A 26,280-nucleotide genomic window follows, 5' to 3' on the forward strand; every position below is an offset into this window, starting at 1 on the left:
TCCCGCGCGGTCCGCGGCCCCCGTCCGACCGTGTCCCCGGCCTCGGGGGCCGGCAGTGCGGCCCGGTCCACCTTGCCGTTCGGCGTCAACGGGAACGTCTCCAGGGCCACGAACGCCGACGGAACCATGTAGGCGGGCAGGTCCACGCCCGCGAGATGGCGCAGTTCCCCGCTCTCCGGGGCCTCCGCACCCTCGACGGGAACGTGGTAGGCCACCAGGCGCTTCTCCCCGGGGGTGTCCTCGCGCAGCACCACCACCGCTCGCGCAACCTGCGGGTGCGCCGCCAGGACAGCCTCCACCTCACCCGGATCGATGCGGAAACCACGCAGCTTGACCTGGAAGTCGGAGCGCCCCACGTACTCCAGGGCGCCCTCGGGACTCCACCGGACCACGTCACCGGTGCGGTACATCCGCGAACCCGGCTCACCGTAGGGGTCGGCCACGAACCGGCCCGCCGTGAGGCCGGGACGCTCGTGGTACCCGCGCGCCACACCCGCGCCCGCGATGTACAACTCGCCCTCGACCCCTACCGGCACGGGCGCCAACGCACCGTCCAGCACGTACACCCGCGTGTTGTCGACCGCGGTGCCGATGGTCACCGGGGCATCCGCGGACAGGCGGCAGGTGGTCGAGTAGACCGTGGTCTCGGTGGGCCCGTAGCCGTTGGTCACGCCCCGCGAGGCCGAGGCCAGCGCGTCGGCCAGTTCCCGTGTGACGGGCTCTCCCGCCGTCACGGCATGCACGCCGGACAGGTCGACCCCCGCCTCGAGCAGGGTCCTCCACAAGCTGGGGGTGGCCTGCATGTGGGTGACACCGTGCGTGGAGACCGCCTCGGACAGCTTGCGGGGGTCCAGCAGCGCGTCACGCGTCACCAGGACCGTCGCGCCGCCGCACACCAGCGGCAGGTACAGCTCCACCGAGGCGATGTCGAAACCGAACGTGGTGCTGGCCAGGAAGCGGTCGTGCGCGGTGAAGGGGAGGTTCCGCTTCACCGACAACAGCAGGTTCACGAGTGAGCCGCCGGTGACGGTCACGCCCTTGGGCCGCCCCGTCGAGCCGGAGGTGTAGAGCACCTGCACCGCGCCCGCCCCCGGACACCCGGCGGCAGCCGGATTCTCCTCCGACCGCCCGGACAGGTCGGTCGAGGCCAGGAACCCCTCGTCCAGCACCACCCGGGGCCGGGCGTCCTCCAGGATGAAGCGGACGCGCTCGGGAGGGAACTCCGGATCAACCGGCACATAGGCAGCGCCGGCCTTGAGCACCGCCAGAGCACAGACCACCATGTCCACGCCGCGCGGCAGCAGGACCGCGACGCGGTCCTCGACCCGCACACCCCTGGCCACCAGCTCGTGGACCAACCGGTTCACCCGCGCGTTGAGCTCGGCGTAGGTGGTCACCCCCTCGTCCGTGACCACGGCGGGAGCCTCCGGGGACCGCGCGACCTGCGCCTCGAACAGCCCGGCCAAGGACGCCGGAGCAGCCTCCGCGCGGGGCCCGTTCCAACCCTCCACCAACTGACGGCGCTCCTCGTCCGACAGCAGGTCGCACTGCCAGATCGCGGTGTCGGGGTCGGCGATGACGAGCTCGATCGACCTGCGCAGGCGCTCGGCCATCGCCTCGACGGTCGAACGCCGCCACAGGTCGGTGCGGTACGTCAGGACTCCCCGGAGGCAGCCGTCGGCCACGGCCGTGCTGAACTCCAGGTCGAACTGGGCCGCCGCACCGTTCCACGGAACCCTTGCGACGCTCCGGTCCCCCTCGGGTCCGCCCGGTTCGGCGGGCCCGCCGTGGTGGACGTAGACCACGTCGAAGACGGGGTTGCGGTGGGAGTCGCGCGCGGTCGTCGCCGCCGCGGCCACCCGCTCGAACGGGGCGTGCTGGTGCGCCTGGGCCCGCGCCAGCCCGCCCTGCACGAGGCGTACCAGTTCGGCGCTGGTCCGCACCCCGGACAGGTCCGCGCGCAGGGCGGTGGTGTTGACGAGGAAGCCGACGACGTCCTGGAGGTCGGGGCCGGTGCGGCCGGTGAAGACCGTGCCGATGGTGACGTCGGTCTGTCCCGACTGCCTGGACAGGAGGAACTGGAACGCGGCCGCCAGGACGCTGGAGGGGGCCGCCCGCATGCGCAGGGCGAACCGGTGCAGTGCGGCGGTGGTCTGCGGCGACAGCTCGAAGCGCACCCGGTCCGCCTCGGGGACGGAGTCGTCGGAACGGGGCGTGTCGGTCGGCAGCTCCAGGCGTTCGAAGCCCTGGAGTTCCCGGCGCCAGTGGTCCACGTGCTCGGACAGCTCGGCGACGGCGTCGGGCGTGCGCTGCGCCGCGGCCACGTCCGAGAACCGGGCGGGCGCCGGCGCGAGTCCCGCGTCGCCTCCGGACAGGGCGGCGCCGTAGAGGGCCCGCAGGTCGCGCTCCAGGATGTCCAGGGACCGCCCGTCCACCACCAGGTGGTGGACGACCAGGGCGAAGGTGTCCGGTCCGCCAGCGCGGCGGACGACCAGCGCCCGCAGCGGCGGGGCGCCCTGGAGGTCGAAGGGCCGCGCGGCTGCTGCGCGGACCGCGTCCCGGACGGCCTCGCCCGAGTCGGCGCGCGCGTGGTCCGGTTCCAGGGTGAACGCCGTGAGGACGTGCTGCCGGGGGACCCCCTCCGCGTCGGCGGAGTAGGCCGTCCTCAGGACCTCGTGCCGCTCGACGAGGCGGTCCAGGGCCGCACGCAGGGCGTTCTCCGCGACACCCGGGTCGAAGTCCAGGCGCAGGACCAGGTTGTGGCTGACGTCGTGCGGGTCGAGCTGCTGGAGCCACCACAGGCGCTCCTGCCCGAAGGTCAGGGGCCGGGCCCCGCTGACGTCGTTCACTGGCCGTCCTTCCCGTCCTGCACCGTGATGGCGCAGCCGTTCCCCACGGCGCCGCACCCGCAGCGGGGCACGGAACGTCAGGGGGGTGCCTGTTGTTTCGAACCGTCACGATTTCGACATATCGGTTTCAACGACCACCGGTCAACCACGCGAGTACACACTCGCAAAATCACCGATTCCGGACCGCCGTCCCGAAAATACGCAAGGCGCGACCACTGGCCGGTCCCCCTCCGGAAGACTCGGCGAGAAGGCGTGAAACGGATCGGTTCCCCGGGGTTGACCTGTACCTTCCCGACGCGGTAATGCCACCGGGTTCCCGCCGGTCGGATCGGCCCGCGAACACGGCACGCACAAGCACCCCCACCTGATAAAAGCCCTGCGTCGTCGGCGATGATAGCGCACGGCACACCGGCCGGGAATCCCCGACTGCCGATGAATCGGCTGTTCACAGAGGCTTCCGCTCCACCAGGGAAACCGTTACTATGCGCCAGGGATCACCGGTCCGCGGTGGTGCGCGAGAACCTCGAACCCGTTGTGCCATTGCGCCGCACAACGACGTTCTGGTATCTCGTTCCATACGGTCTGATGTTTCGCTGCGCCCGGGTTGCGAGTGGGCCGACAATGCCACGGCGAGGGGAGTGGGATGGGTTTCGTGAGTGATCTCCACGTAGTCCGACCACGCTTCCGATTACCCTCGGGAACCGTTTCCCCGAATACAGAACGGGCTGCGCGATGACGACGGCGCACCGGAATGCGGATACCGCGGTCCCGAGGAGCGGGAATCCGGACTGATACAGGGTTCCGCCACGGAGGAGCCCCCTCCCCGGGCCGCGCGGTCCCCGCAACCGTGTCCTGGAACGCGAAAAAGGAGACACCCCCGCCCCCGGGCACGGACCTCCTGTCCCACCCCCGGCCGACGTGATCCGCGTGCCCAGCCCCCGACGTCCGCAAGGCGGCCCCATGACGCTTCCCCCCGCCCCGTCGACCAGTCCGCCCGAGCCCGCGGGCGCCACCGAGCCGCTTCCCGCGACCGTGCTGCCCTGGGACCGGCCCGCGCCCGCGCGGCGCGAGCTGAGAGCGGGCTCCGTGGCGTTCGAGGTGCCCGCACCGGGCACCGCCGGGCTGCGGGCACTGGCCGGAGAGGCCGGCGGCGGACCCGAGGCCGCGGCCCTCGCCCTCTACCTCGTCCTGCTGCACCGCTACGGCGGCCCGCGGGACCTCGTGGTCGCCGTCCCCGGCCCCTCCGGCGGCACTCTGCTGACACGGACCCGGGTCACCGGCGCGGAGAGCTTCCGCGAACTGGTCGACCGCGCCGGGCAGAGCCTGCGCCGGGCGGAGGAGGACGGCCGCCACCACCAGCAGGGCGCGACCGCGCTGCCCTGGCCGGGTTTCGGCCTCACCCGCTCCGACGGCCCCCCTGAGACCGGCGGCAGTCCCGAACCGGTCCGCACGACCCGCTGCGACCTGGACGTGCGGCTGACCGACCACGGCGACCGGTTGGCCGGCCGGGTCGTCTACGCCGCGGACGTGTTCGACGAGGCGACCGCGCGGCGGGCCTGCGGACACCTGCTCCGGCTCCTGGAGGGCGTGACCGGCTCACCAGACCGGGCCGTCCGCGACCTGCCCGTGCTCACCGCGGAGGAGGAGCGCCTCACCGCCGCGCTCAACAGCACCGAGACCGCCGTCCCCGCACAGCCCTTCCACGAGCTGTTCGAGGCCCAGGCCCGGCGCACCCCCGACGCGGTCGCGGTGCGCACCCCCGAGGCCGCGCTCACCTACAGCGAGCTCGACCGGCGCGCCAACCAGCTCTCCCACCTGCTGCGCGAACAGGGCGTGGGCGCCGAGACGACGGTGGGCCTGTGCTCGGAACGGGGCGCCAGGCTGGTGGTGGCCGTCCTGGGCATCCTCAAGGCCGGCGGCGCCTACGTTCCGCTGGAGCCCGCCGACCCGGCCGAACGCAGGGCCGCGATCCTCGCCGACGCGGCGGTGCGGACCGTGGTGACCACCGACCCCGCCCTCTCCTTCGGACCGGGCCGCGGCGTCGTCGAGCTGGACCGCGACTGGTCCGTGCTCCGGGGCCGCCCCGACGACAGGCCCGCCGAGGGGTCCTGCGGACTCGACACGGCCGCGTACCTGCTCTACACGTCCGGTTCCACCGGCAGGCCCAAGGGCGTGGTGATCGAGCACCGCCAGCTGCTGAGCTACACCTTCGCCGTCATCGACAGGTTCGGCCTGCGCGAACCGCTCAGCTTCGCGATGGTGCAGCCGCTGACGGTGGACTCCAGCGTCACCGCCCTCGTGCCTCCCCTGTGCACCGGCGGGCAGGTGCACCTGATCCCGCGGGAGACCGCCCTGGACGCGGACCGGCTCGCGGACTGGGTCCGGGACCGGGGCGTGGACTGCCTGAAGATCGCCCCCTCCCACCTGCGGGCGCTGCAGTCCTCCCCGCGCTTCGCGGAGCTCCTGCCGCGCCGCCTGCTCATCGTGGGGGGAGAGCCCTCCGACTGGCGGTGGCTGCGCGGGATCCAGCGCTCGGTCCCCCACTGCCGCGTCTACAACCACTACGGGCCCACCGAGACGACCGTCGGCGTCCTCGCCCTCGCCGTCGGCGACCACCTGCGGGCGGAGTGGGACACCGCGCCCATCGGCGTGCCCCTCCCCAACACCCGCGCCCACGTGGTGGACGCGGCCGGGCAACAGGTGCCCACGGGCGTCTCGGGCGAACTCCTCATCGGCGGCGCCAACCTCGCCCGGGGCTACCACGACAGGGCCGACCTCACCCGGGAGGCGTTCGTCCCCGACACCCTCGGCCCACGGGCGGGCGAGCGGCTCTACCGCACCGGCGACATCGTGCGCCGCCTGCCCGACGGCACCATCGCCTTCCTCGGGCGCCGCGACGACCAGATCAAGGTGCGCGGCTTCCGCGTCGAACTGGGCGAGATCGACTCCGCCCTGAAGTCCCACCCCCAGGTCCGCAACGCCACCACCGTCGTCCGCGACGACCTCGCGGGCGGCCGCGGGATCGTGGCCTACGTCGAACCGCACTCCCCCGCCTCGTTCGACCGGGCCGACCTGGAACGGCACCTCGGGGAGCGGATCCCCCCGCACATGGTCCCGCAGGCGGTGGTGCCCATGGAGCGCCTGCCGCTGTCCGGGCACGGCAAGGTCGCCCGCTCGGCCCTGCCCCCGGTGCCGGCGCCGACGACGGCCGCCTCCGCCCCCCTGCCGCCGGCGAACGGGCTGGAGCGCCTGGTCGCGGACGCGTGGCGGGAGCTGCTCGGGGTGGAGGAGGTGGGAATGGAACAGAACTTCTTCGACCTGGGCGGGCACTCGCTGCTCCTGGTCGAGCTCCAGCACCGCCTGCGGGCCGGGACCGGCCGCGACATCGACCTCCTCGGCCTGTTCCAGCACACGACCGTGCGCGCGCAGGCCGCGTTCCTCGCCTCCGGGGAGCCGGAACAGCCGCTCCCGCCGGAAGCGGCACGGGGGGCGCAGCAGAACGCGCTGCTGCGCCGCCGCCAACAGCAGCTACGAGCGAAGCGAGGCCGGGCATGAACCAGCCGGCGCCCGACACGGGCGACGAGCACGACGACAGCCTCGACATCGCGGTCGTCGGCATGGCCGGACGCTTCCCCGGGGCCCGCGACGTCGGGGAGTTCTGGAGCAACCTCAAGGCCGGGGTGTGCTCGGACACCCGCTTCTCCGACGAGGAGCTGGCCGCGCGGGGCGTGCCCGCGGACGTGCGCGGCCACGAGGACTTCGTCGCCGCGGGCTACCTGCTGGAGGACTCCGAGAGGTTCGACGCCGCCTTCTTCGGCTACTCCCCCCGCGAGGCCGAGATCATGGACCCGCAGCACCGGGTGCTGCTGGAGTGCGCCTGGTCGGCCCTGGAGAGCTCCGGGCACGCCCCCGACCGCTTCGACGGACCGATCGGCGTCTACGCGGGCGCGGGCAACAACACCTACCTGCTGTTCAACGTCGCCACCCAGCCCGACGCCGAGCGGCTCCTGGGCGACAAGCAGACGGTGATCGGCAACCGCTCCGACTTCGTCAGCAGCCGGATCTCCTACAAGCTCGGCCTGCGGGGCCCCAGCGTCAACGTGCAGTCGGCCTGCTCGACCTCGCTGGTCGCGGTCGCCGAGGCCTGCCAGTCGCTGCTGGCCTTCCAGTGCGACATGGCCCTGGCCGGCGGAGTGGCCGTCGACGCCACACGCCGCGACGGCTACCTCTTCCGCCAGGACGGCATCCTGTCCCCCGACGGCTACTGCCGCACCTTCGACGCGCGGGCCCGGGGCACCGTCGGCGGCGAGGGCGCGGGCATGGTCGTCCTCAAGCGGCTGGGCGACGCGCTCGCCGACGACGACCACATCCACGCCGTCATCAAGGGCACGGCGCTCAACAACGACGGCTCACGCCGGGCCGGGTTCAGCGCGCCCGGCGCGGCGACCCAGGCCGAGGTGATCGCCACCGCGCTGGCCAACGCGGACGTCGACCCCGGCAGCATCGGCTACGTCGAGCTGCACGGGACCGCGACCAACCTCGGGGACCCGATCGAGTTCTCCGCGCTCACCTCCGCCTTCGCCGGACTCCCGGCGCACGGGTGCGCCCTGGGCTCGGTCAAGAGCAACATCGGGCACCTGGACTCCGCGGCCGGGGTGGCCGGGCTGATCAAGACGGTGCTCGCGGTGGAGCACGGGCAGATCCCGCCCAGCCTGCACTTCGAGGAGCCCAACCCGCGGCTGGGCATGGACGGGAGCCCCTTCTACGTCAACACGCGGCTGCGCGACTGGCCCCAGGGGGACGGGCCCCGGCGCGCCGGGGTGAGCTCCTTCGGCCTGGGCGGCACCAACGCGCACGTCGTCCTCGAACAGGCCCCGCCCCGCCCCCGGTCCGAGGAGCCGTCGGAACCCGGCCGGGAGGAGCTGCTGGTGCTCTCCGCCCGCAGCCCCGAGGCGCTCGAGAGCGCCACCGACCGGCTCCAGGAGCACCTCCGCGCCCACCCGGACACCGACCTGCGCGACATGGCGTTCACCCTCCGGCAGCGCAAGGCCTTCCCCCACCGCCGCATGGTGGTGTGCTCCAGCACCGAGGAGGCGCTCGGCGCCCTCGACGCCCGCGACGACGGGCGCCTGCTGTCCGCCCTGGCCCCGGAGACCGCCCACCGGCCGGTGGGGTTCGTGTTCACGGGCTTCGGCTCGCAGTACCCGGGCATGGCACGGGGCCTGTACGCCCGGGAGGCCGTGTTCAAGGAAGCCGTGGACGAGTGCGCGGCGCTGCTGGAGCCGCTGCTCGGCCAGGACGTGCGCGAGCACATGTTCGCCGGTGACGACGCCGCGGCCCCGCCCTCCCCGGACTTCCGGCGCATGCTGGAGCAACCCGCGCGCGGCCGGGCCCCCGTCGACCGGCCGCTCCTCGGGTACCCGGCCGTGTTCGCCCTCGAGTACGCGCTGGTCCGGCTGTGGGACTCCTGGGGCGTGGCCCCCGAGGCGATGATCGGCCACAGCCTGGGCGAGTACGTGGCGGCCTGCGCGGCCGGGGTGTTCTCCCTGCCCGACGCGCTGCGCCTGGTGGTGGAGCGCGCACGCCTGATCGAGCAGCAGCCCGAGGGCGCGATGCTCGCCGTCCCCCTCTCCGAGGAGGCGGCCCAGCGCCACACCGGCGACGAGGTCGGGCTGGCGGCCGTCAACGGGCCGCGGAACTGCGTGCTCTCGGGCACGGTCGAGGGCATCGAGAAGGCCGCCGCCGACCTGGAGCAGGCGGGCACCCCCGGCCGCCGGCTGAACACGCGCTTCGCCTTCCACTCTCCGGCGATGGACGCGGTGGTCGAACCGTACGCGCGGCTGGTGCGCTCGGTGGAGCTGCACCCGCCCGAGCGGCCCTTCGTGTCCAACACGACCGGGACGTGGATCACCGGCGAGCAGGCGGTCGACCCGGACTACTGGGCACGGCACATGCGGCTGACCGTGCGCTTCTCGGACGGGCTGCGGACGCTGTGGTCCGTTCCGGACATCGTGGTCGCCGAGGTCGGCCCCGCCCCCACCCTGACCCCGGACGTCCTGCAGCACCCCGCCGCGGCGGCCACCGACCGGGTCGTCGTGCCCTCCCTGCCGAACACCTTCCTCGGCGGCAGCGACCGGGCCGCGATGCTCGGAGCGGCGGGCCGGCTCTGGCTCGCCGGACGCGAGCTCCCCTCCCCTCCGCGCGGGTCCGCCAGGCGTGTGCCCCTGCCCGCCTACCCCTTCGAGCGCCGCCGCTACTGGCTGGAACCGGGTCGGCGGGACGGCCTGCGCGACAGGTCGGTGCAGGAGCGCGTCGGATCGCCGGACGACTGGTTCCACGCCCCCTCCTGGCGGCGGCTGCCCCCCGCCCCCGCGGCGGACGCCGGGCGCCTGGCCGCACAGCGGTGGCTGGTCTTCGCCGACGACACGGGGCTGGGCTCGGCGCTCGCCGAGCGGCTCGCGCACACGGGCGCCGCGGTGCGCACCGTGCGGGCGGGCGACGGGTGGAGCCGCGACCGTGAGGACTCCTACGTCCTGGACCCCGCGCGGCCCGAGCACTTCACCCGGCTGGCCGAGTCGCTGCGCGCCGAGGGGGCGGTGCCCGAGCGGGTGGTCCACTGCTGGAGCGTCGGCGCCGACGCCGGACGGGCCGCCGACCCCGCACAGGTCCAGGACCTGCTCGACCGCGCCTTCACCAGCCTGGTCCACTGGACGCAGGCGTGCGCGGACGAGCTCATGGCCGGGCCGCAGCGCTGGGACGTGGTCTCCAGCGAGGTCCACCCGGTGCTCGGCGACGAACCGCTCTGCCCGCCCAAGGCCGCGGTCCAGGGCATCTGCAAGGTGGCCGTCCAGGAGTACCCGTCGTTGGAGTGCGTCCACCTGGACGTGCGGACGGACGGCCCCGCCGGGCCGCCCGAGCTCGCCGGCCGCCTGCTGGACCACCTGGCCCACCCCCCGCAGGAGCCCGTCCTCGCGCTGCGCGGAAGGCACCTGTGGGCCCAGGGCTACGAACCGGTCGAACTCCGGGGCGGCACGGCCCCTCCGGTCCGGAGGGACGGCGTCTACCTGGTCACCGGCGGCCTGGGGAAGATCGGACTGCTCATGGCCGGGGCCCTCGCCGAACAGGAGCGGGTGCACCTGGTCCTGCTCGGGCGCAGGGGCCTGCCGCCCCGCGAGGAGTGGGACGACCCGGCGCTGCCCGGGCCCACCGCGTCGGCCGTCCGGGCGGTGCGCGGGATCGAGGAGCTCGGATCGACGGTGACGGTGGTCGCCGCCGACGTCGGCGACCTCGCGGCCGTGCGCGCGGTCCGGGAGCGGGTGTCCCGTGAGCTGGGTCCGGTCAACGGGATCCTGCACTGCGCCGGGACCACAGGGCAGGACGCCCACCGCACCATCACGGAGCTGGGGCCGCAGGAGTGCGCGTGGCACTTCGGCCCCAAGCTGCACGGCGCCCGGGTCCTGCACGAGGTGTTCGCCGGACAGCGCCTGGACTTCGCGGTCATCAGCTCCTCGGTCGCCTCGATCCTGGGCGGGCTCGGGTTCGCCGCCTACGCCGCCGCCAACGCCGCCCTGGACGCCTTCGCCCAGCGGCACCACGGCCCGGAGCAGCCGTGGACCAGCGTGAACTGGGAGGCCTGGCTGTTCGCCCGGGAGGAGGGGCGGGCGCGCACCGACCTCGGCGCCGCCGTGCGCGAACTGGCCCTGGCCCCGGAGGAGGGCCGCCGGGTCTTCGAGCGGCTGCTGCGCTCCGCGCCCATGCCCCAGGTCGCCGTCTCCACCGGGGACCTGGCCGCCCGCGTGCGGCTGTGGGCGGACCCGGTCGCCGACGCGCCGGCCCCGGTCCGCCTGCACGAGCGGCCCCAGCTGCGCAACCCCTACGTCGCCCCGGCCGGAGCCACGGAGGAGCGGATCGCGCGGATCTGGCAGGAGCTCCTCGGCGTCGAGTCCGTGGGCGTGCACGACAACTTCTTCGAGCTGGGCGGCAGCTCCCTCCTCGGCCTGCAGGTCGTGCACCGGCTGCGCCAGGAGCTCGCCGTGGCGGTCCCGCTGACCATCGTCTACGAGGGCCCCACCGTGCGCACCCTCGGCGAGCTCGTCGACGGCCGCGGGGAGGAGCGGTGACGGCCGCGGGCGGCGGGGGGCCGCGCGGGGGCGTCGCCGTCGTCGGGATGGCCGGGCGCTTCCCCGGAGCCGCGGACCTGTCCGCGTTCTGGGCGAACCTGCGCGAGGGCGTGGAGTCGATCGGGCGCCTGAGCGAGGAGGAGCTGGAGGCCGCCGGGGTTCCCGGCGAGGAGTCCGGCAAGCCGGACTACGTCAGGGCCGTGCCGAGGTTCGAGGGCGCGGACGAGTTCGACGCGGAGTTCTTCGGCTACACCGCCCGCGAGGCGCAGGTGATGGACCCGCAGCACCGGCTGTTCCTGGAGACGTCCTGGCAGGCGCTGGAGGACGCCGGTTACGACGCGGCCCGCCACGACGGCGCGATCGGGGTGTTCGGCGGCGCGGGGGCCAATCGGTACCTGGCCCACGTGCACTCGCACCGGCGCCTCGTGGACACCCTGGGCCGGACCCAGGTCCTCGTCGGCAACGAGCTGGGGTTCCTCTCCACACGGGTTTCCTACAAGCTGGACCTGAAGGGGCCGAGCCTGTCCCTGCGGACCGCGTGCTCGACGGCGCTGGTGGCGGTGCACACCGCCTGCCGGAGCCTGCTCGACGGCGAGTGCGACATGGCGCTCTCCGGCGGCGTGCACGTGGACCCGGGGCTCAACACCGGCTACGTGCACCAGGAGGGATCGTTCCTGTCCCCGGACGGCCACGTGCGCCCCTTCGACGCCGACGCCAGAGGTACCGTCTTCGGCACGGGCGTGGGCGTGGTGGTGCTCAAACGGCTGGAGGACGCGCTCGCCGACCGCGACACGGTCCACGCCGTCATCCGCGGATCGGCGGTCAACAACGACGGGGCGGTCAAGGTCGGCTTCACCGCGCCCAGCGTGAGCGGCCAGGCCGCGGTGGTCGCGGCGGCCCTGGCCCGCGCCGGCCTGGACCCGGGCGGGGTCGACTACGTGGAGGCCCACGGGACCGGGACGGCGCTGGGGGACCCCATCGAGGTGCAGGCGCTGTCACGCTCCTACACCACCGACCGGCGCGTCCGCCTGGGCACGGTCAAGGGCAACGTCGGCCACCTGGACGCCGCCGCCGGCATCGCCGGGCTGCTCAAGACGGTGCTGGCGCTGGAGCACGGGGAGCTGCCGCCCACGCTCAACCACCGCACGCCCAACCCCGACATCGACTTCGCGGCCACTCCGTTCGACGTCGTCACCGAGCTGACGCCCTGGCCGCGCGGGGACCGCCCCCGGCGCGCGGGCGTCAGCGCGTTCGGCTTCGGCGGCACCAACGCCCACCTGGTCCTGGAGGAGGCCCCTGCGCCGCCCACGCGCTCCACGAGTGCCCGCAGCACCACGCTGCTCACCCTGTCGGCGCGCACCCCCGAGGCGCTGGAGGACCTCACCGACCGCATGGCCGCCCACCTGCGCATGCACGACCCCGACCTCACCGATACCGGGTACACCCTGGCCGTCGGACGCCGCGAGTTCCCGCACCGGCGCACCGTCACCGGCCCCGACGCACACGCCGTCGCCGCCGCCCTGGAGACACGCGACCCCGCGTCCGCGCACAGCGCGCGGGTCCTCCGCGACGGCCCCCCTGTCGTGTTCCTGTTCAGCGGCCAGGGGTCCCAGCACCCGCGCATGGCCCACGGCCTCTACGGGGAGGAGCCCCACTTCCGCGCCGCCGTCGACGAGTGCGCCCGGATCCTGCAGCCGCTGCTCGACACCGACATCCGCGACCTGCTCCTCACCACCCCCGACCCCGCACAGCTGGATCAGACCCGCTGGACCCAGCCCGCCCTGTTCGTCCTGGAATACGCCCTGGCCCGGCTCTGGCAGCACTGGGGCATCACCCCCACCGGCATGCTCGGCCACAGCCTCGGCGAATGGACCGCCGCCACCCTCGCCGGGGTCTTCACCCTGCCCGACGCCCTGCGCCTGGTCGCCCTGCGCGGGCAGCTCATGCAGGACCAGGCCCCCGGGGCCATGCTCAACACCGTGGCCGACCGCGAAGCCGTGCAGGCGGTCCTCCCGCCCCCACTGTCCCTGGCCGCGCACAACGGTCCCCGGGACTGCGTGGTCTCCGGCCCGCGGGAGGCGCTCGACGCCTTCGCGCGGACCGCCCGCGAACACGGGTGGAGCACGCAGGAGGTGGCCACGTCGCACGCGTTCCACTCCGAGCTCATGGCGCCGATGGTCGAGGAGTTCACCGCGGCCGTGGCCGCCGCCGAACGGCGCCCCCCGGTGATTCCCTTCGTCTCCAACGTCACCGGCGACTGGATCACCCCGGAGCAGGCCCAGGATCCCGGGTACTGGGGACGGCACATCCTGGCCACCGTCGAGTTCGCCGCCGGCGTCCTCACCGCCGCACACGGGCCCCACACCACCCTGCTCGAGGTCGGCCCCGGCCAGACCCTGCGCAGCCTCGCCCGGCGCGTCCTGAACGGGCACGAGCACCCGGCGACGACCCTGAACAGCCTGCCGCACAGGCGCGACCCCCGCACCGCCGTCCAGACCCTGCACCAGACCCTCGGACAGCTCTGGCTCCACGGCACCACACCCGACTGGGACGCCTACCACGCCGACCGCAACCCCCGCCGCATCCCCCTGCCCACCCACCCCTTCCACCGCAAGAAGCACTGGCTGGACAAGGTCGAGCCGGCCGCGCAGCAGGAGCACGGGGCGGAGGACGGCGTCCCCCGCCGGCACGAGAACACGGCGGACTGGTTCCACGTCCCGTCCTGGCAGCGCGCCCCGCTGCCCCTGCGCACCGCCCCCGACCACAGCCGGCACTGGATGGTGCTCACCGACGGCCTGGGCGTGGGAGGGGCGCTCGCGCGACGGCTGCGCGAGGGCGGCGCCAGGGTCACCGAGGTGGCCGCCTCCGACGCCTGGACGGACGACGGCTACGGCCGGTTCACCGTCGATCCGGCCTCGGGCGCCGACCACGACCGGCTCCTGGCCGCCCTCGCCGACGGCCCGGACGGCGTGCCCACCCGCATCGTCCACTGCTGGAGCGTGACCGCGCCCGTGCGTGCGGACCGGAGCGACCCGGACACGGCGCTGCGGCTCGGCTTCGAGAGCCTGGTCCGCCTCACCACGTCCCTGTCCCGCCACGCCGACGGGGAGCCGCGCCGATTCTGGGTGCTCAGCAACGGGCTGCACTGCGTCACCGGCGACGAGGTCCTCGACCCGGCCAAGGCCACCCTGCTCGGCCCCTGCCGGGTCATGTCCCGCGAGCTGCCGGACACGGCCTGCCGCAGCGTCGACATCGACTGCGGGCCGGCGCCCGACCCGCGGCTGGTCGACCGGCTGGCGGCGGAGCTGGCGAGCGAGCCCGCCCCCGGCACGGAGACCGTCGCCCACCGCGGCCCCCACCGCTGGGCGCAGCACTTCCTGCCCCACCCCCTGCCCCCGGCCCGCACGGTTCCGGGCGCGCGCAGGGACCGCGTCCACCTCATCACGGGCGGCACCGGCGGCCTGGGCCTGGCGCTGGCCGAGCACCTGGCGTCCGACGGGGCCCGCATCGTCCTGACCTCGCGCACCGGCCTCCCGCCCGCCGAGGAGTGGGGAGCCTGGCTCGACGCGGGCACGGGCGACCGCCGGACCACCGAGATCGTGCACCGCCTCAAGCGGCTCCGGGACCGCGGCGCGCAGCTGCTCGTCGTCCGCGCCGACGTCACCGACCGGGACGCGATGCGCGCGGTCGTGGACGAGGCCGTCCGGCGCTGGGGCGGCGTCCACACCGTCTTCCACGCCGCCGGGCTGGCGGGCGGGGGCCTCATCCAGCTCAAGGACCTGCGCGAGGCCGCCGAGGTCCTGCGGCCCAAGGTCCGGGGCACGCTCGTCCTGGAGGAGGTCCTGGCCGACCAGGACCTGGACCACCTGGTGCTGTTCGGCTCCAACGGCGCCAACATCGGCAGCGCCGGGCAGGTGGACTACTGCGCCGCGAACTGCTTCCTGGACGCCTTCGCACAGGACCGCGGCCGGCGGAGCCGGGTGGTCGCCGTCGACTGGGGCGCCTGGAAGGACGTCGGCATGTCCGTCACCACGGCCCTGCCCTCCTCCGTGGAGCACAGCCGGCGCCTGCGCGTGGAACGGCTCGGCATGAGCGCACTCGAAGGACTGCGCGCACTCGACACGGTCCTGGCGCACTCGGGCGAGCCGCAGGTCGTGGTCTCGCCCGCCGACCTGTCGGCGCTGTTCGCCGAGGCCCTGGCGGCGCGGCCCGCGACCGTACCGGCCCGGCACCCGGCGGCCGTTCCGGGCGGTGCCGCCGCCGGACGGGCGGCTCCGGGGCCCGGCGCGGAGGCGGTGATCCGCGAGGTGTGGCAGGACCTGCTGGGCGTCGAGCGGGTCGGCGCCCAGGACAGCTTCTTCGACCTGGGCGGGGACTCCCTGATCGCCATCCAGCTGGTCGGCGCCGTCAACGCCCGGCTGGGCAGCAGGGTGACGCTGGGCGACCTCTACGAGGGGCTGACCGTCGCCCACCTGGCCGGGGTCGCCGCGCCGCCGGAGCCGGCCCGGGACGGCGACGGCCCGCAGGACGGCGCGGACGACGCGCTCCGGGAACGCAGAGAGAACGCGCAGAAGCGGCGCCGGCACCAGCAGCGGCGCCGCAAGGCAAGGGGGCAGTGATGGCCGACGCGGCCGAGCCGGGGTCCGAGGATCTCCCGGAGCACGAGGGTGTCGCCATCGTCGGGATGGCCGGGCGCTTCCCCGGAGCCCCGGACCTGTCCGCCTTCTGGGCGAACCTGCGCGAGGGCGTGGAGTCGATCGGGCGCCTGAGCGAGGAGGAGCTGGAGGCCGCCGGGGTGGACCCCGCGGTGTTCGGGCGCTCCGACTACGTGCGGGCCGCGCCGCGCTTCGAGGGGATCGGCGAGTTCGACGCGGAGTTCTTCGGCTACACCGCCCGCGAGGCGAAGATGATGGACCCGCAGCACCGGCTGTTCCTGGAGACGTCCTGGCAGGCGCTGGAGGACGCCGGTTACGACGCTGCCCGCCACGACGGCCGGATCGGGGTCTTCGGGGGCGCCAGCACGACGGCCTACCTCGACAACCTCATGAGCAACCTGGAGCAGGGCGAGAGGATCAAGGGGGAGAACGTCGGCCTCGCATTCGAGCTGGCCTTCCTCACCAGCCGGATCTCCTACAAGCTGGGCCTGCGCGGCCCGAGCTTCCCCGTCCAGACCGCCTGCTCCAGTGCGCTGGTGGCGGTGCACACCGCGTGCCAGAGCCTGCTCAACTTCGAGTGCGACATGGCCCTGTCCGGCGCGGTCTCCTACAAGGTCCCCGAGAACACCGGCTACGTGCACCAGGAGGGGTCGTTCCTGTCCCCGGACGGCCACGTGCGCCCCTTCGACGCCGACGCCGGCGGCACGGTGTTCGGCTCCGGTGTGGGCGTGGTGGTGCTCAAGCGGCTGGAGGACGCGCTCGCCGACCGCGACACGGTCCACGCCGTCATCCGCGGATCGGCGGTCAACAACGACGGGGCGGTCAAGGCGAGCTTCACGGCGCCGACGGCGTCCGGCCAGGCAGAGGTGGTCACCGAGGCCCTGGCCGCGGCCGACGCCGATCCCGGGAGCATCGGCTACGTGGAGGCGCACGGCAGCGGGACCCTGATCGGCGACTCGATCGAGGTGCAGGCGCTGGCGCGGGCGCTGGACACCGACCGCCGCATCGGCCTGGGCACGGTCAAGGGCAACGTCGGCCACCTGGACGCCGCCGCCGGCATCGCCGGGCTGCTCAAGACGGTACTGGCGCTGGAGCACGGGGAGCTGCCGCCCACGCTCAACCACCGCACGCCCAACCCCGACATCGACTTCGCCTCCACCCCCTTCCGGGTCACCACCGAGCTGACGCCCTGGCCGCGCGGCGAGCACCCCCGGCGCGCGGGCGTCAGCGCGTTCGGCTTCGGCGGCACCAACGCCCACCTCGTCCTCGAGGAGGCGCCCCCGGAGGAGCCCGGGGAACCGGCCGGCGCGGCCCCGCGCGGCACCGCGCTGCTGACCCTGTCGGCGCGCACCCCCGAGGCGCTGGAGGACCTCACCGACCGCATGGCCGCCCACCTGCGCCGACATGACCCCGACCTCACCGACGCCGGGTACACCCTCGCGGTCGGACGCCGCGAGTTCCCCCACCGGCGCACCGTCACCGGCCCCGACACACACGCCGTCGCCGCCGCCCTGGAGACACGCGACCCGGCACACACCCACACAGCCCACACCGCACACGGGAACACCCCGCTGGTCTTCCTGTTCAGCGGCCAGGGGTCCCAGCACCCCCGCATGGCCCACGACCTCTACCGGGACGAGCCGCACTTCCGCGCCACCGTCGACGAGTGCGCCCGCATCCTGCGACCCCTGCTCGACGCCGACATCCGCGACCTGCTCCTCACCACCCCCGACCCCGCACAGCTGGACCGGACCCGCTGGACCCAGCCCGCCCTGTTCGTCCTGGAGTATGCCCTGGCCCGGCTCTGGCTCCACTGGGGCGCCGCCCCCACCGGCATGCTCGGCCACAGCCTCGGCGAATGGACCGCCGCCACCCTCGCCGGCGTCTTCACCCTCCCCGACGCCCTGCGCCTGGTCGCCCTCCGAGGACGCCTCATGCAGGACCAGGCCCCCGGAGCCATGCTCAACACCATGGCCGACCGGGACGAGGTGGAGAAGGCCCTGGGCCCCGGGCTCTCCCTCGCCGCGCACAACGGCCCCCGGGACTGCGTGGTCTCCGGCCCGCGGGAGGCGCTCGACGCCTTCGCGCAGACCGCCCGCGAACACGGGTGGCCCACCCAGCCCCTGACGACCTCCCACGCCTTCCACTCCGAGCTCATGGCGCCGATGGTCGAGGAGTTCACCGCGGCCGTGGCCGCCGCCGAACGGCGCCCCCCGGTGATTCCCTTCGTCTCCAACGTCACCGGCGACTGGATCACCCCGGAGCAGGCCCAGGATCCCGGGTACTGGGGACAGCACATCCTGGCCACCGTCGAGTTCGCCGCCGGGGTCCTCACCGCAGCCGCCCCACCCCACACCACCCTGCTCGAGGTCGGCCCCGGCCAGACCCTGCGCAGCCTCGCCCGGCGCGTCCTGAACGGGCACGAGCACCCGGCGACGACCCTGAACAGCCTGCCCCACAAGCGCGACCCCCGCACCGCCGTCCAGACCCTGCACCAGACCCTCGGACAGCTCTGGCTCCACGGCACCACACCCGACTGGGACGCCTACCACGCCGACCGCAACCCCCGCCGCATCCCCCTGCCCACCCACCCCTTCCACCGCAGGAAGCACTGGCTCGAGAAAGCGGAGCCCCGGGCGGCCGAAGTACAGGGCAGCGGCCCGCACCCGCTGCTCGACCGGGAGCTGCTGCGCTCGATGGGGCAGTCGGTCTTCGCCACCGAGTTCGCCACGGAGCGGCACTGGGTGCTCTCCGAGCACATGATGTCCGGCGAGGCGATCGTCCCGGGCACCACCTACCTGGAGATGGCCCGCGCGGCGGCCGCCCTCCACCTGGGACGCCCCGTCACACGGATCCGGGACGTGACGTTCCTCGTCCCGCTGCTCGTCCAGGAGAACGCCCCCCGCACGGTCCACACCACCGTCCGGGAGACCGGACAGGACGAGGCCGAGTTCACCGTCGCCAGCCTCTCCCCGCACGGCGGACACTGGACCGAGCACGTCCGCGGGACCGTCGGCGTCCGCGCGCTCGACGCACCGCCCGTCCAGGACACGGCCGCGCTGCACGAGCTGTGCTCCCTGGAGACCGTGGACGTCGGCGCCCGCCAGGACGGGCACCGGGTCATGGAGTTCGGCGAACGGTGGACGGGCAGCCTGCGCACCGTGCGGGTCGGCGTCCGCGCCGCTCTGGGCCGCCTCGACATGCCCGAGCGGTACCGGCCGGAGTGCGGGGACCACGCCCTGCACCCCGCACTGCTCGACCTGGCCACGGGTTTCAGCGGGCTCGCCCTGCGGGACGGGGCCGGACGGCAGGACGGCCCGGACCCGGCCGCGGACTTCTTCCTCCCCGTCGGCTACGACGAGCTGCTCGTCCACGCGCCCGTCCCCGCCACCGGCCTGAGCCTGGTCCGCACGCGCCCGGAGGCCGACAACGCCGAGGTACGCAGGGCCGACGTCCTGATCTGCGACGACGACGGAACCACCTGCGTGGAGATCCGCGGCTTCACCGCCAAGCGCGTGGCCGACCCCCGGCGGACCGTCGCACGGCTGCGCCCGCACACGCGCCACCACGCGCTGCGCTGGCGGCGCGCGACCGAAGCCCTGGAGCCCCGCGACGCACCGGGTTCGGTCCTGGTCGTCTCCGAGCGCGCGGGCCGGGGCAGCGCCCTGGCCGCGGAACTGCGCGCCCGGGGCGTGCACGTGTCCGAGGCCGAGCTCACCGGCGCCCGGAGCTCCCCGGGCGGCGACGTCCACGGAGTCGAACCGACCCCCGACGGGTTCGACAGGCTGCTGGACGCCCTCCGGGAGAGGCCGCCGGAGGAGGTCGTGCACGTGGCCGCCCCGGCGGACGGCCCCTGCGGCGGCCCCGCGGAGCTCGCGGACCGCCTCGACCACGGCGTGCACAGCGTCTTCCACCTGGTGCGCCGCCTGTGGGAACGCGGCGGCGTCCCCGGCCGGTTCAGCGTCGTGGCGCCCCGCGTGGCCAGGGTGACCGGCCGGGAGGAGGCCACCGCCCCCGTGCACGCGACCCTCTTCGGCCTGGCGAAGGTCATCGGCATGGAGAGCGAGGGGACCGAGGTCCTGTGCGTGGACACCGACGGGGACACCGGCCCCGGGCCCGTCTGCGACCTCCTGCTCGCCCGGCGCACGCCCACCGTCGTCGCCCTGCGCGCGGGAGTGCGCCACGTCGCCGAACTCGTCCCGGTCGACCTGCGCGACACCCCTGCGCAGGACCCCCTCCCCGAGAACGGGGTCCACGTCATCACCGGCGGCCTGGGCGGCCTGGGCCTGGCCACCGCGCGCCACCTGAGCCGCACCGTGCCCGGGGTGCGCCTGGCCCTGGTCAACCGCACCGGGCTCCCCCCGCGCGAGGAGTGGGACGGCGTCCCGGCCGACGACACCCGGCTCCTGGAGCGGATCCGGGCCGTGCGCGAGCTGGAGGAGCACGGGGCCCGGGTCCGCAGCTACAGCGGCGACGTCGCCGACCCGGAGCGGATGGCCGAGGTCGTGCGGCTCGTCCGGGAGGAGCAGGGGCCGATCTCCTGCGTGCTGCACGCCGCGGGGATCGCGGGCGACGGCTTCCTCTTCCGCAAGGACGAAGAAACCTTCCGGCGCACCCTGGCCCCCAAGGTGCTCGGCGCCGCGGTGCTCGACCTGGTCACCCGGGACGACCCGCCCGCGTGCATGGTCCTCTTCGGATCGACGGTGTCGGTCTTCGGAGCCGCCGGGCAGTCCGACTACACGGCCGCCAACAGCTACCTCGGCCACTTCGCCGAGGAGCGCGCCGCACGGGGCCTGCGCACGGTCACGGTCGACTGGAGCGACTGGAGCGAGACCGGGATGGCCTTCGACCACGGGGTCGAGGAGGACCGGGGCTTCTTCCGGTCCCTGACCACCGCCGACGCGCTGAACAGCTTCGAGGAGGTCATGGCCCACGCCCGCGGCAACGTCATCGTGGGCGAGGTCAACTACGCGCGCCTGGGCCGGCCCGGCGCGGGGGGCCTGGACGAGCTGCTGCGGCGCGCGCCCTTCGTGCTCTCCCCGCCCGTGCGGACCGCCCTGGCCGCGGCGCGCGGCGCCGCCCGCCGGGAGGGGTCACCGCAGGCCCCCGCCGCGGGCGCCACCCTGTTCGGCAGGCAGGACGGCGCCTACACCGACACCGAACGGGCCCTCGGCGACATCTGGGCGCGCGAGCTCGACCTGACCGACGTCAACGTCCACGACAGCTCCTTCGCCCTGGGCGTCGACTCGCTGTCCGCGCTGCGGATCGCCCAGAGCATCCAGAAGTCCCTCGACGTCAGGGTGTCGATGGTCGACCTGTTCCGCTTCACCACGGTCGCGGACCTGGCCGCCCACCTCGACGGCGAGGACGCCCAGGACTGAACCACATCCCTGCTCCCCCACCCCGAACCAGGAAAGGCGGTACCGCGTGAGTGTGCGCACCGTGGGCGTGATCGGCGCCGGCACCATCGGGCGCGGCGTGGCCCAGGCCTTCGCCGAGGCGTCGTTCGACGTGGTCCTCGTCGACGTCTCCCAGGCACAGATCGACAGCGCGATCAGCCAGATCGGGCGCGACCTGCTCGTCAACGGCATGCTGAGCGGCCGAACCTCGTCGGAGCCCCCCGAGGACGTGCTGGCGCGCATCCGGACCGGCACCGGGCTCGCGCCGATGGCGGAGGCCGACTTCGTCGTGGAGAACGTGACGGAGGACTGGGACGTCAAACGCGAGGTCTACGAGGAGATCGACTCCCTGTGCCGCCCCGGCGTGGTCTTCGGCGTCAACACCTCGGCCGTGCCCATCACCCGGGTGGGGTCGGTGACCGGACGCGCTCCCCAGATCCTCGGACTGCACTTCATGAACCCCGTGCCGCTGATGGACACGGTCGAGGTCGTCCAGGGGCACTTCACCTCCGAGCAGACCCTGGACACGGCGCTGGGCCTGCTCAAGGACCTCGGCAAGGAGGGGATCGTCGTCCAGGACGCCCCCGGCTTCATCACCAACCGCGTCCTGATGCTGACGATCAACGAGGCGATCTTCTGCGTGCAGGAGGGGATCGCCTCGGCCGAGGACGTCGACAAGATGTTCCGCGGCTGCTTCGGCCACAAGATGGGGCCGCTGGAGACCGGCGACCTCATCGGCCTCGACACGATCCTCAACTCGATCACCGTCCTGCACGACAGCTTCCGCGACAGCAAGTACCGCCCGGCCCCGCTCCTGCAGAAGATGGTCGACGCCGGCCTGCTCGGACGCAAGAGCGGCCAGGGCTTCCACACCTACTGACCCCCTTCCGACCCCCGACAGGAGACACGGACATGACGACCGAGAACGCACGAGAGCGCATCCACACGTTCCTGCGCGAGCACACCGGCGGGCAGCCGCTGGCCGACACCGACGACTTCTTCGCCCTGGGCTATGTCAACTCCCTGTTCGCGATGCAGCTCGCCGCCTTCGTCGAGAAGGAGTTCGCGCTGACGCTCGGCCCGGACGACATGGACTTCGACAACTTCCGCACGGTGAACGGGCTCGTCCGCCTGGCCACGTCCAGGACCGACGCGCAGAGCTGACCCCGACGCGCACCGGCTGCCCCCGCCCCCGCGCGTCCTCCCCGCTTCCGAACGGCGAGTAAGGCACCCCCGTGAACCACACGCACCGCAACGACCAGCCGCCGGCCCCGGCCCGCGGCGGCCCCACACGCGTCGCCCTGCACACCCCCGTCCCCGGGACGCTGGGGCCGGAGATCGAGAGGCGGCTGTACTTCGTGTCCCCGCAGATCTCCGGTTTCGCGCTGGTCGGGGACGGCGACACGGTGACGGCGGTGGACCTGACCACCCGCGGGCCCGGCGGGGAGGACGGGCTCGAGGCCAAGGTCAACCGGATGGTCGACAACGACGTGCGCCCGCAGATGCCGACCCGGCCCAAGTCCGTGTGGACCTCGCCGCACGGGCGCGCCGCGGACGGCGACACGTTCGAGCGCCTGGCGGCGGCCGGAGCGGTCGCCGAGGTCGGCGAGGGCCAGGTCGCCGTCGGCGAACCCCTGCTGTCCCTGTTCGCCTACTTCGACCGCGCGGTCCTGGGGATCCTGGCGCAGGACCACTCCGCACGCGAGTTCCGGTACCCGACGCTGATCAGGACCTCGACCCTGGAGAGGGCCGGGTACTTCACGTCCTTCCCCCAGCACCTGATGTTCGTCACGCGGCTGCACAACGACATCGACGTCTACCGGTCCTTCCAGGAGTCCTACCCCCGGACGGGCATCGGCCCCTCGGTGCTGCAGTCGTGTGGGAACGTGGACTACTGCCTGCCGCCGACCATGTGCTACCACACCTTCGCCCAGTACGGCGGGCGGGCGCTGGAGGGCGAGGGCCTGCACGTGGTCACCTCCCGCGGCAAGTCCTTCCGGTTCGAGGCGGGCTACTCCACCACCCTGGAGCGGCTCTGGGACTTCACCATCCGGGAGATCGTCTTCCTCGGATCGCGCGAGGACGTCGCCCGGGCGCGGGAGCGCTACATGCGCAAGGTCTTCGCCTTCCTCGAGGAGCTCGGCCTGAGCGGCTGGTGCGAGGTGGGCAACGACCCCTTCTTCAGCGGCTCCGACACCTCCGCGCGGATCTGGTCGCAGCGCCTGCAGGAGCTCAAGTACGAGCTGCGGCTCACCGTCGGCCCCGACCGCAGCATCGCGGTCGGCTCGTTCAACTTCCACGACGACCTGTTCGGCCGCGCGTTCGACATCACCCGCGGGGAGGGGCCCGCCCACAGCGGGTGCGTCGGGTTCGGCCTGGAACGGCTCGTGTTCGCCTTCCTGAGCCAGTTCGGGACCGACGAGCAGGACTGGCCGGACCCGGTCCGTACGGGCGTGCGCGCCGCGGGCGGGATCTGAGATGGGCGCCACCGGCACCGGCGGTGCCCGACCGCCCCGCGACCGGGTGCAGGACCTCCTCTGCTCCCTGTTCTCCCAGGTCCTCGGGGTGGAGTCGGTCTCCGTGAACGACTCCTTCCTCGACCTGGGCGGGCACTCGCTCCTGGCCACCAGGCTGACGACGCGCATCCGGGCCGTCCTGGGCGTGGACCTCCCCGTGCGCGCGGTCTTCGACGCCCCCACCGTCGCCGAGCTCGCCGAGCGGCTGGGAGAGGCCGGCCAGGACCCGCGCCCGCCGCTGGCCCCGGCCGAGCGGCCCGAGGAGATCCCGCTCTCGTACACGCAGCGGCGGCTGTGGTTCCTCAACCGCCTGCACGGCGGCGCGGGCAACTACAACATGCCCATGGCCTACCGGCTGCGCGGCGAGCTGGACGTCGCGGCGCTGCGCCGGGCGCTGGAGGACCTGGTGGCCCGCCACGAGAGCCTGCGCACCGCCTACCCGGACTGGGACGGGCGGCCCCAGCAGATCGTGCTCGACCCCGAGGAGGCCCCGGTCGGCCTGGAGGCCGACCGCGTCCGCGAGGAGGACCTCGCCCGGATCCTGACCGCGGAGTCCGGCCACCTCTTCGACCTGACGGCGCAGACCCCACTGCGCGCCCGGCTGCTGCGCCTGGGCGAACGCGAGCACGTGCTGCTGCTGGTGGTGCACCACATCGCCTGCGACGGCTGGTCGCTGGCGCCGCTGGTCCGCGACATCGGCGCCGCCTACGCCGCCCGCAGGGCCGGCGCGGAACCGCCCTGGACCGACCTCGCGGTCCAGTACGTCGACTACACCCTGTGGCACCGCGAGCTGCTCGGCTCACCGCAGGACCCGCAGAGCCCGCTGAACCGGCAGACCCGCTTCTGGTGCGAGGAGCTGGAGGGGCTGTCAGACCGGCTGGAGATCGACGCGACCGGCCCCCGGCCAGCGGTGCCCTCGCACCGGGGCGGCCGGGTCCCCGCCCGCGTCCCCGCCCGCACCCACCGCGCACTGCAGGAACTGGCGCGCTCCACCGGCACCAGCGTGTTCATGGTGGTGCAGGCGACGCTGGCCGCGCTGCTGACGCGCAGGGGCGCCGGCACGGACATCGCCATCGGCACCCCGACCGCGGGCCGCACCGACGAGGCGCTGGACGACCTGGTCGGCTTCTTCGTCAACACGCTCGTCCTGCGCAACCGGACCGACGGCGACCCGACCTTCCGCGAACTGCTCTCCCAGACGCACGGCAGGTGCCTGGCCGCCTTCGCCCACCAGGACGTGCCCTTCGACCACCTGGTGCAGGCGCTCGCCCCGCAGCGCTCCCCCGCCTGGCACCCGCTCATCCAGGTCATGCTCGCCTTCCAGAACACTGCCGCCGCCGACCTGGAACTGCCCGGGCTGACGGTGGAGCGCGAACCCGTGGAGGAGGGGATCACCCGCTTCGACCTGCGCTTCGAGCTGATCGAGGACTTCACCGACGACAGGACCCCCGCTGGGGTGGACACCAGCCTCACCTACGCCCGCGACCTGTACACCCACCAGGACGCAGAAAAGCTCACACAGGACTTCCTGGACCTGTTGGAGGCGGCGGCCTCCACCCCCGACCTGCGCATCAGCGAGCTGGGCCGCGAGGGCGCCCGGCAGGCCCCGGACACCGGCAGGCCGACCGCGGCCGTCGCACAGGCGCCGAACGTGGCCTTCGTGTGCTCCCCCTACGGCCAGCAGTGGGCGGGCATGGCACGCGAACTGCTCCGCACCGAACCGGTCTTCCGCTCGGTGCTGCGCGAGTGCGACGCCGAGCTGGCCCGGCACACCGGCTGGTCCCTCCTGGAGGAGCTCCACCTCGACGAACCGCACATCCGGTCCGGGGACGTGGGGGTGATGCAGCCACTGCTGTGCGCCGTCCAGATCGGCATCGCCGCCTGGCTCGAGGACGCGGGCGTGAGGCCGGGCGCGGTCGCGGGCCACAGCCTCGGCGAGGTCGCCGCCTGCGTCATCGCCGGCGTCCTCGACATCCCGGACGCCATGCGGCTGATCCACCACTACAGCGACCAGCAGCGCCGCGTCGCCGGCCGCGGCAGCGGCATGGCGGTCTTCGAGCTGTCGGCCGCGGAACTCGTCGCCCACCTGGACGCCCGCGGATCGACGGTGGAGGTGGCCGCCCACAACGGCCCCAGGACCACCGTGCTGGCCGGGGACGGCGCCGAACTGCGGGCCGTCGTCGCCGACTTCCAGGCCCGCGACGTGCTGTGCGCGATGGTCCGCGTCGACCTGCCCGCGCACAGCCCGGCCATCGACCCGGTCATGGACGACCTCAAACGGGCCGTGGGAGAACTCCGCCCCCGGCCGGGACGGCTCCCCATGATCTCCTCGGTCACCGGGCGGGAACTGGAGTGGCAGGAGGCCACCGCGGCCTACTTCGCACGCAACCTGCGGCACACCGTCCTGCTGGCGGAGGCGACCGAGCTCCTCCTGGCCGAGCACGACGTCCTGGTCGAGATCAGCGCACACCCCGTCCTGGCCCCCGCACTGGAACAGAGCGTGCGGGCGCACGGCGGCCGGGCCACCGTCCTGACCACCATGCGCCAGGGCCCCGACGACCGCACCGGCCTCCTCCAGGCCCTGGAGAACCTCGAAAAGCTGGGGGTGCGCGTCCGCCGCGACACCCCTCCCCCGCCGGCCTGACCCCGAACCGAACCAGCCGACCGCCCGCAACGGCGCCGCCCGCCCGCGCCCGCCACCGGAAGAGCCGGCGCCCGACCCCCGATCCTTCTCGCGCAAA

The 26,280-nt window shown here is 74.0% G+C and carries 9 protein-coding genes; 8 read left to right on the forward strand and 1 reads right to left on the reverse strand.

The window, feature by feature from the left end; genetic code table 11:
* Positions 1 to 2,849: non-ribosomal peptide synthetase (locus ACFQBR_RS32130; protein WP_378554946.1), on the reverse strand; the 2,849-nt coding region annotated here is incomplete at its 3' end.
* 960 nt (positions 2,850 to 3,809) lie between these two features.
* On the opposite strand from ACFQBR_RS32130, the gene ACFQBR_RS32135 reads away from it, so the two are divergent.
* The 8 genes from ACFQBR_RS32135 to ACFQBR_RS32170 all read left to right on the forward strand — a co-directional run bounded on the left by ACFQBR_RS32135 (position 3,810) and on the right by ACFQBR_RS32170 (position 26,183).
* Complete coding sequence (locus ACFQBR_RS32135) at positions 3,810 to 6,404, forward strand: non-ribosomal peptide synthetase (RefSeq protein ID WP_344185092.1); 2,595 nt, start codon at positions 3,810 to 3,812, stop codon at positions 6,402 to 6,404.
* Positions 6,401 to 10,969: a type I polyketide synthase gene (locus tag ACFQBR_RS32140; protein ID WP_378554947.1), complete on the forward strand. Its 4,569-nt coding sequence runs from the start codon at positions 6,401 to 6,403 to the stop codon at positions 10,967 to 10,969. Before ACFQBR_RS32135 ends, ACFQBR_RS32140 begins: the two co-directional genes overlap by 4 nt.
* Entirely contained in the window at positions 10,966 to 15,588 is a 4,623-nt protein-coding gene (locus tag ACFQBR_RS32145; RefSeq protein WP_378554948.1) for a type I polyketide synthase, read from the forward strand. Before ACFQBR_RS32140 ends, ACFQBR_RS32145 begins: the two co-directional genes overlap by 4 nt.
* On the forward strand, positions 15,588 to 21,005 hold the full coding sequence (locus ACFQBR_RS32150; RefSeq protein ID WP_378554949.1) for an SDR family NAD(P)-dependent oxidoreductase: 5,418 nt from the start codon (positions 15,588 to 15,590) through the stop codon (positions 21,003 to 21,005). Before ACFQBR_RS32145 ends, ACFQBR_RS32150 begins: the two co-directional genes overlap by 1 nt.
* A 46-nt stretch (positions 21,006 to 21,051) precedes the next feature.
* Entirely contained in the window at positions 21,052 to 21,903 is an 852-nt protein-coding gene (locus ACFQBR_RS32155; protein ID WP_344182136.1) for a 3-hydroxyacyl-CoA dehydrogenase family protein, read from the forward strand.
* A 32-nt stretch (positions 21,904 to 21,935) separates the two neighbouring features.
* On the forward strand, positions 21,936 to 22,187 hold the full coding sequence (locus ACFQBR_RS32160; protein WP_330157644.1) for an acyl carrier protein: 252 nt from the start codon (positions 21,936 to 21,938) through the stop codon (positions 22,185 to 22,187).
* Positions 22,188 to 22,258: 71 nt separating this feature from the next.
* A complete protein-coding gene (locus ACFQBR_RS32165) occupies positions 22,259 to 23,500 on the forward strand; it encodes a class-II aminoacyl-tRNA synthetase family protein (RefSeq protein ID WP_344182134.1) in 1,242 nt (413 codons plus the stop codon).
* 1 nt (position 23,501) lies between these two features.
* Positions 23,502 to 26,183, forward strand: coding sequence for a condensation domain-containing protein (locus ACFQBR_RS32170; RefSeq protein ID WP_344182132.1), 2,682 nt, complete (start codon positions 23,502 to 23,504; stop codon positions 26,181 to 26,183).
* The last annotated feature ends 97 nt before the right edge of the window (positions 26,184 to 26,280 follow it).

The organism is Nocardiopsis tropica (assembly GCF_042660575.1).
In the GTDB taxonomy this organism is placed as follows: Bacteria; Actinomycetota; Actinomycetes; order Streptosporangiales; family Streptosporangiaceae; genus Nocardiopsis; species Nocardiopsis tropica.

Excerpts from the sequence above, each read along its gene's own strand:
- ACFQBR_RS32160 (WP_330157644.1), top strand. The coding sequence starts at position 21,936 with ATGACGACCGAGAACGCACGAGAGCGCATCCACACGTTCCTGCGCGAG.
- ACFQBR_RS32170 (WP_344182132.1), top strand. The coding sequence starts at position 23,502 with ATGGGCGCCACCGGCACCGGCGGTGCCCGACCGCCCCGCGACCGGGTG.
- ACFQBR_RS32150 (WP_378554949.1), top strand. The coding sequence starts at position 15,588 with ATGGCCGACGCGGCCGAGCCGGGGTCCGAGGATCTCCCGGAGCACGAG.
- ACFQBR_RS32135 (WP_344185092.1), top strand. The coding sequence starts at position 3,810 with ATGACGCTTCCCCCCGCCCCGTCGACCAGTCCGCCCGAGCCCGCGGGC.
- ACFQBR_RS32140 (WP_378554947.1), top strand. The coding sequence starts at position 6,401 with ATGAACCAGCCGGCGCCCGACACGGGCGACGAGCACGACGACAGCCTC.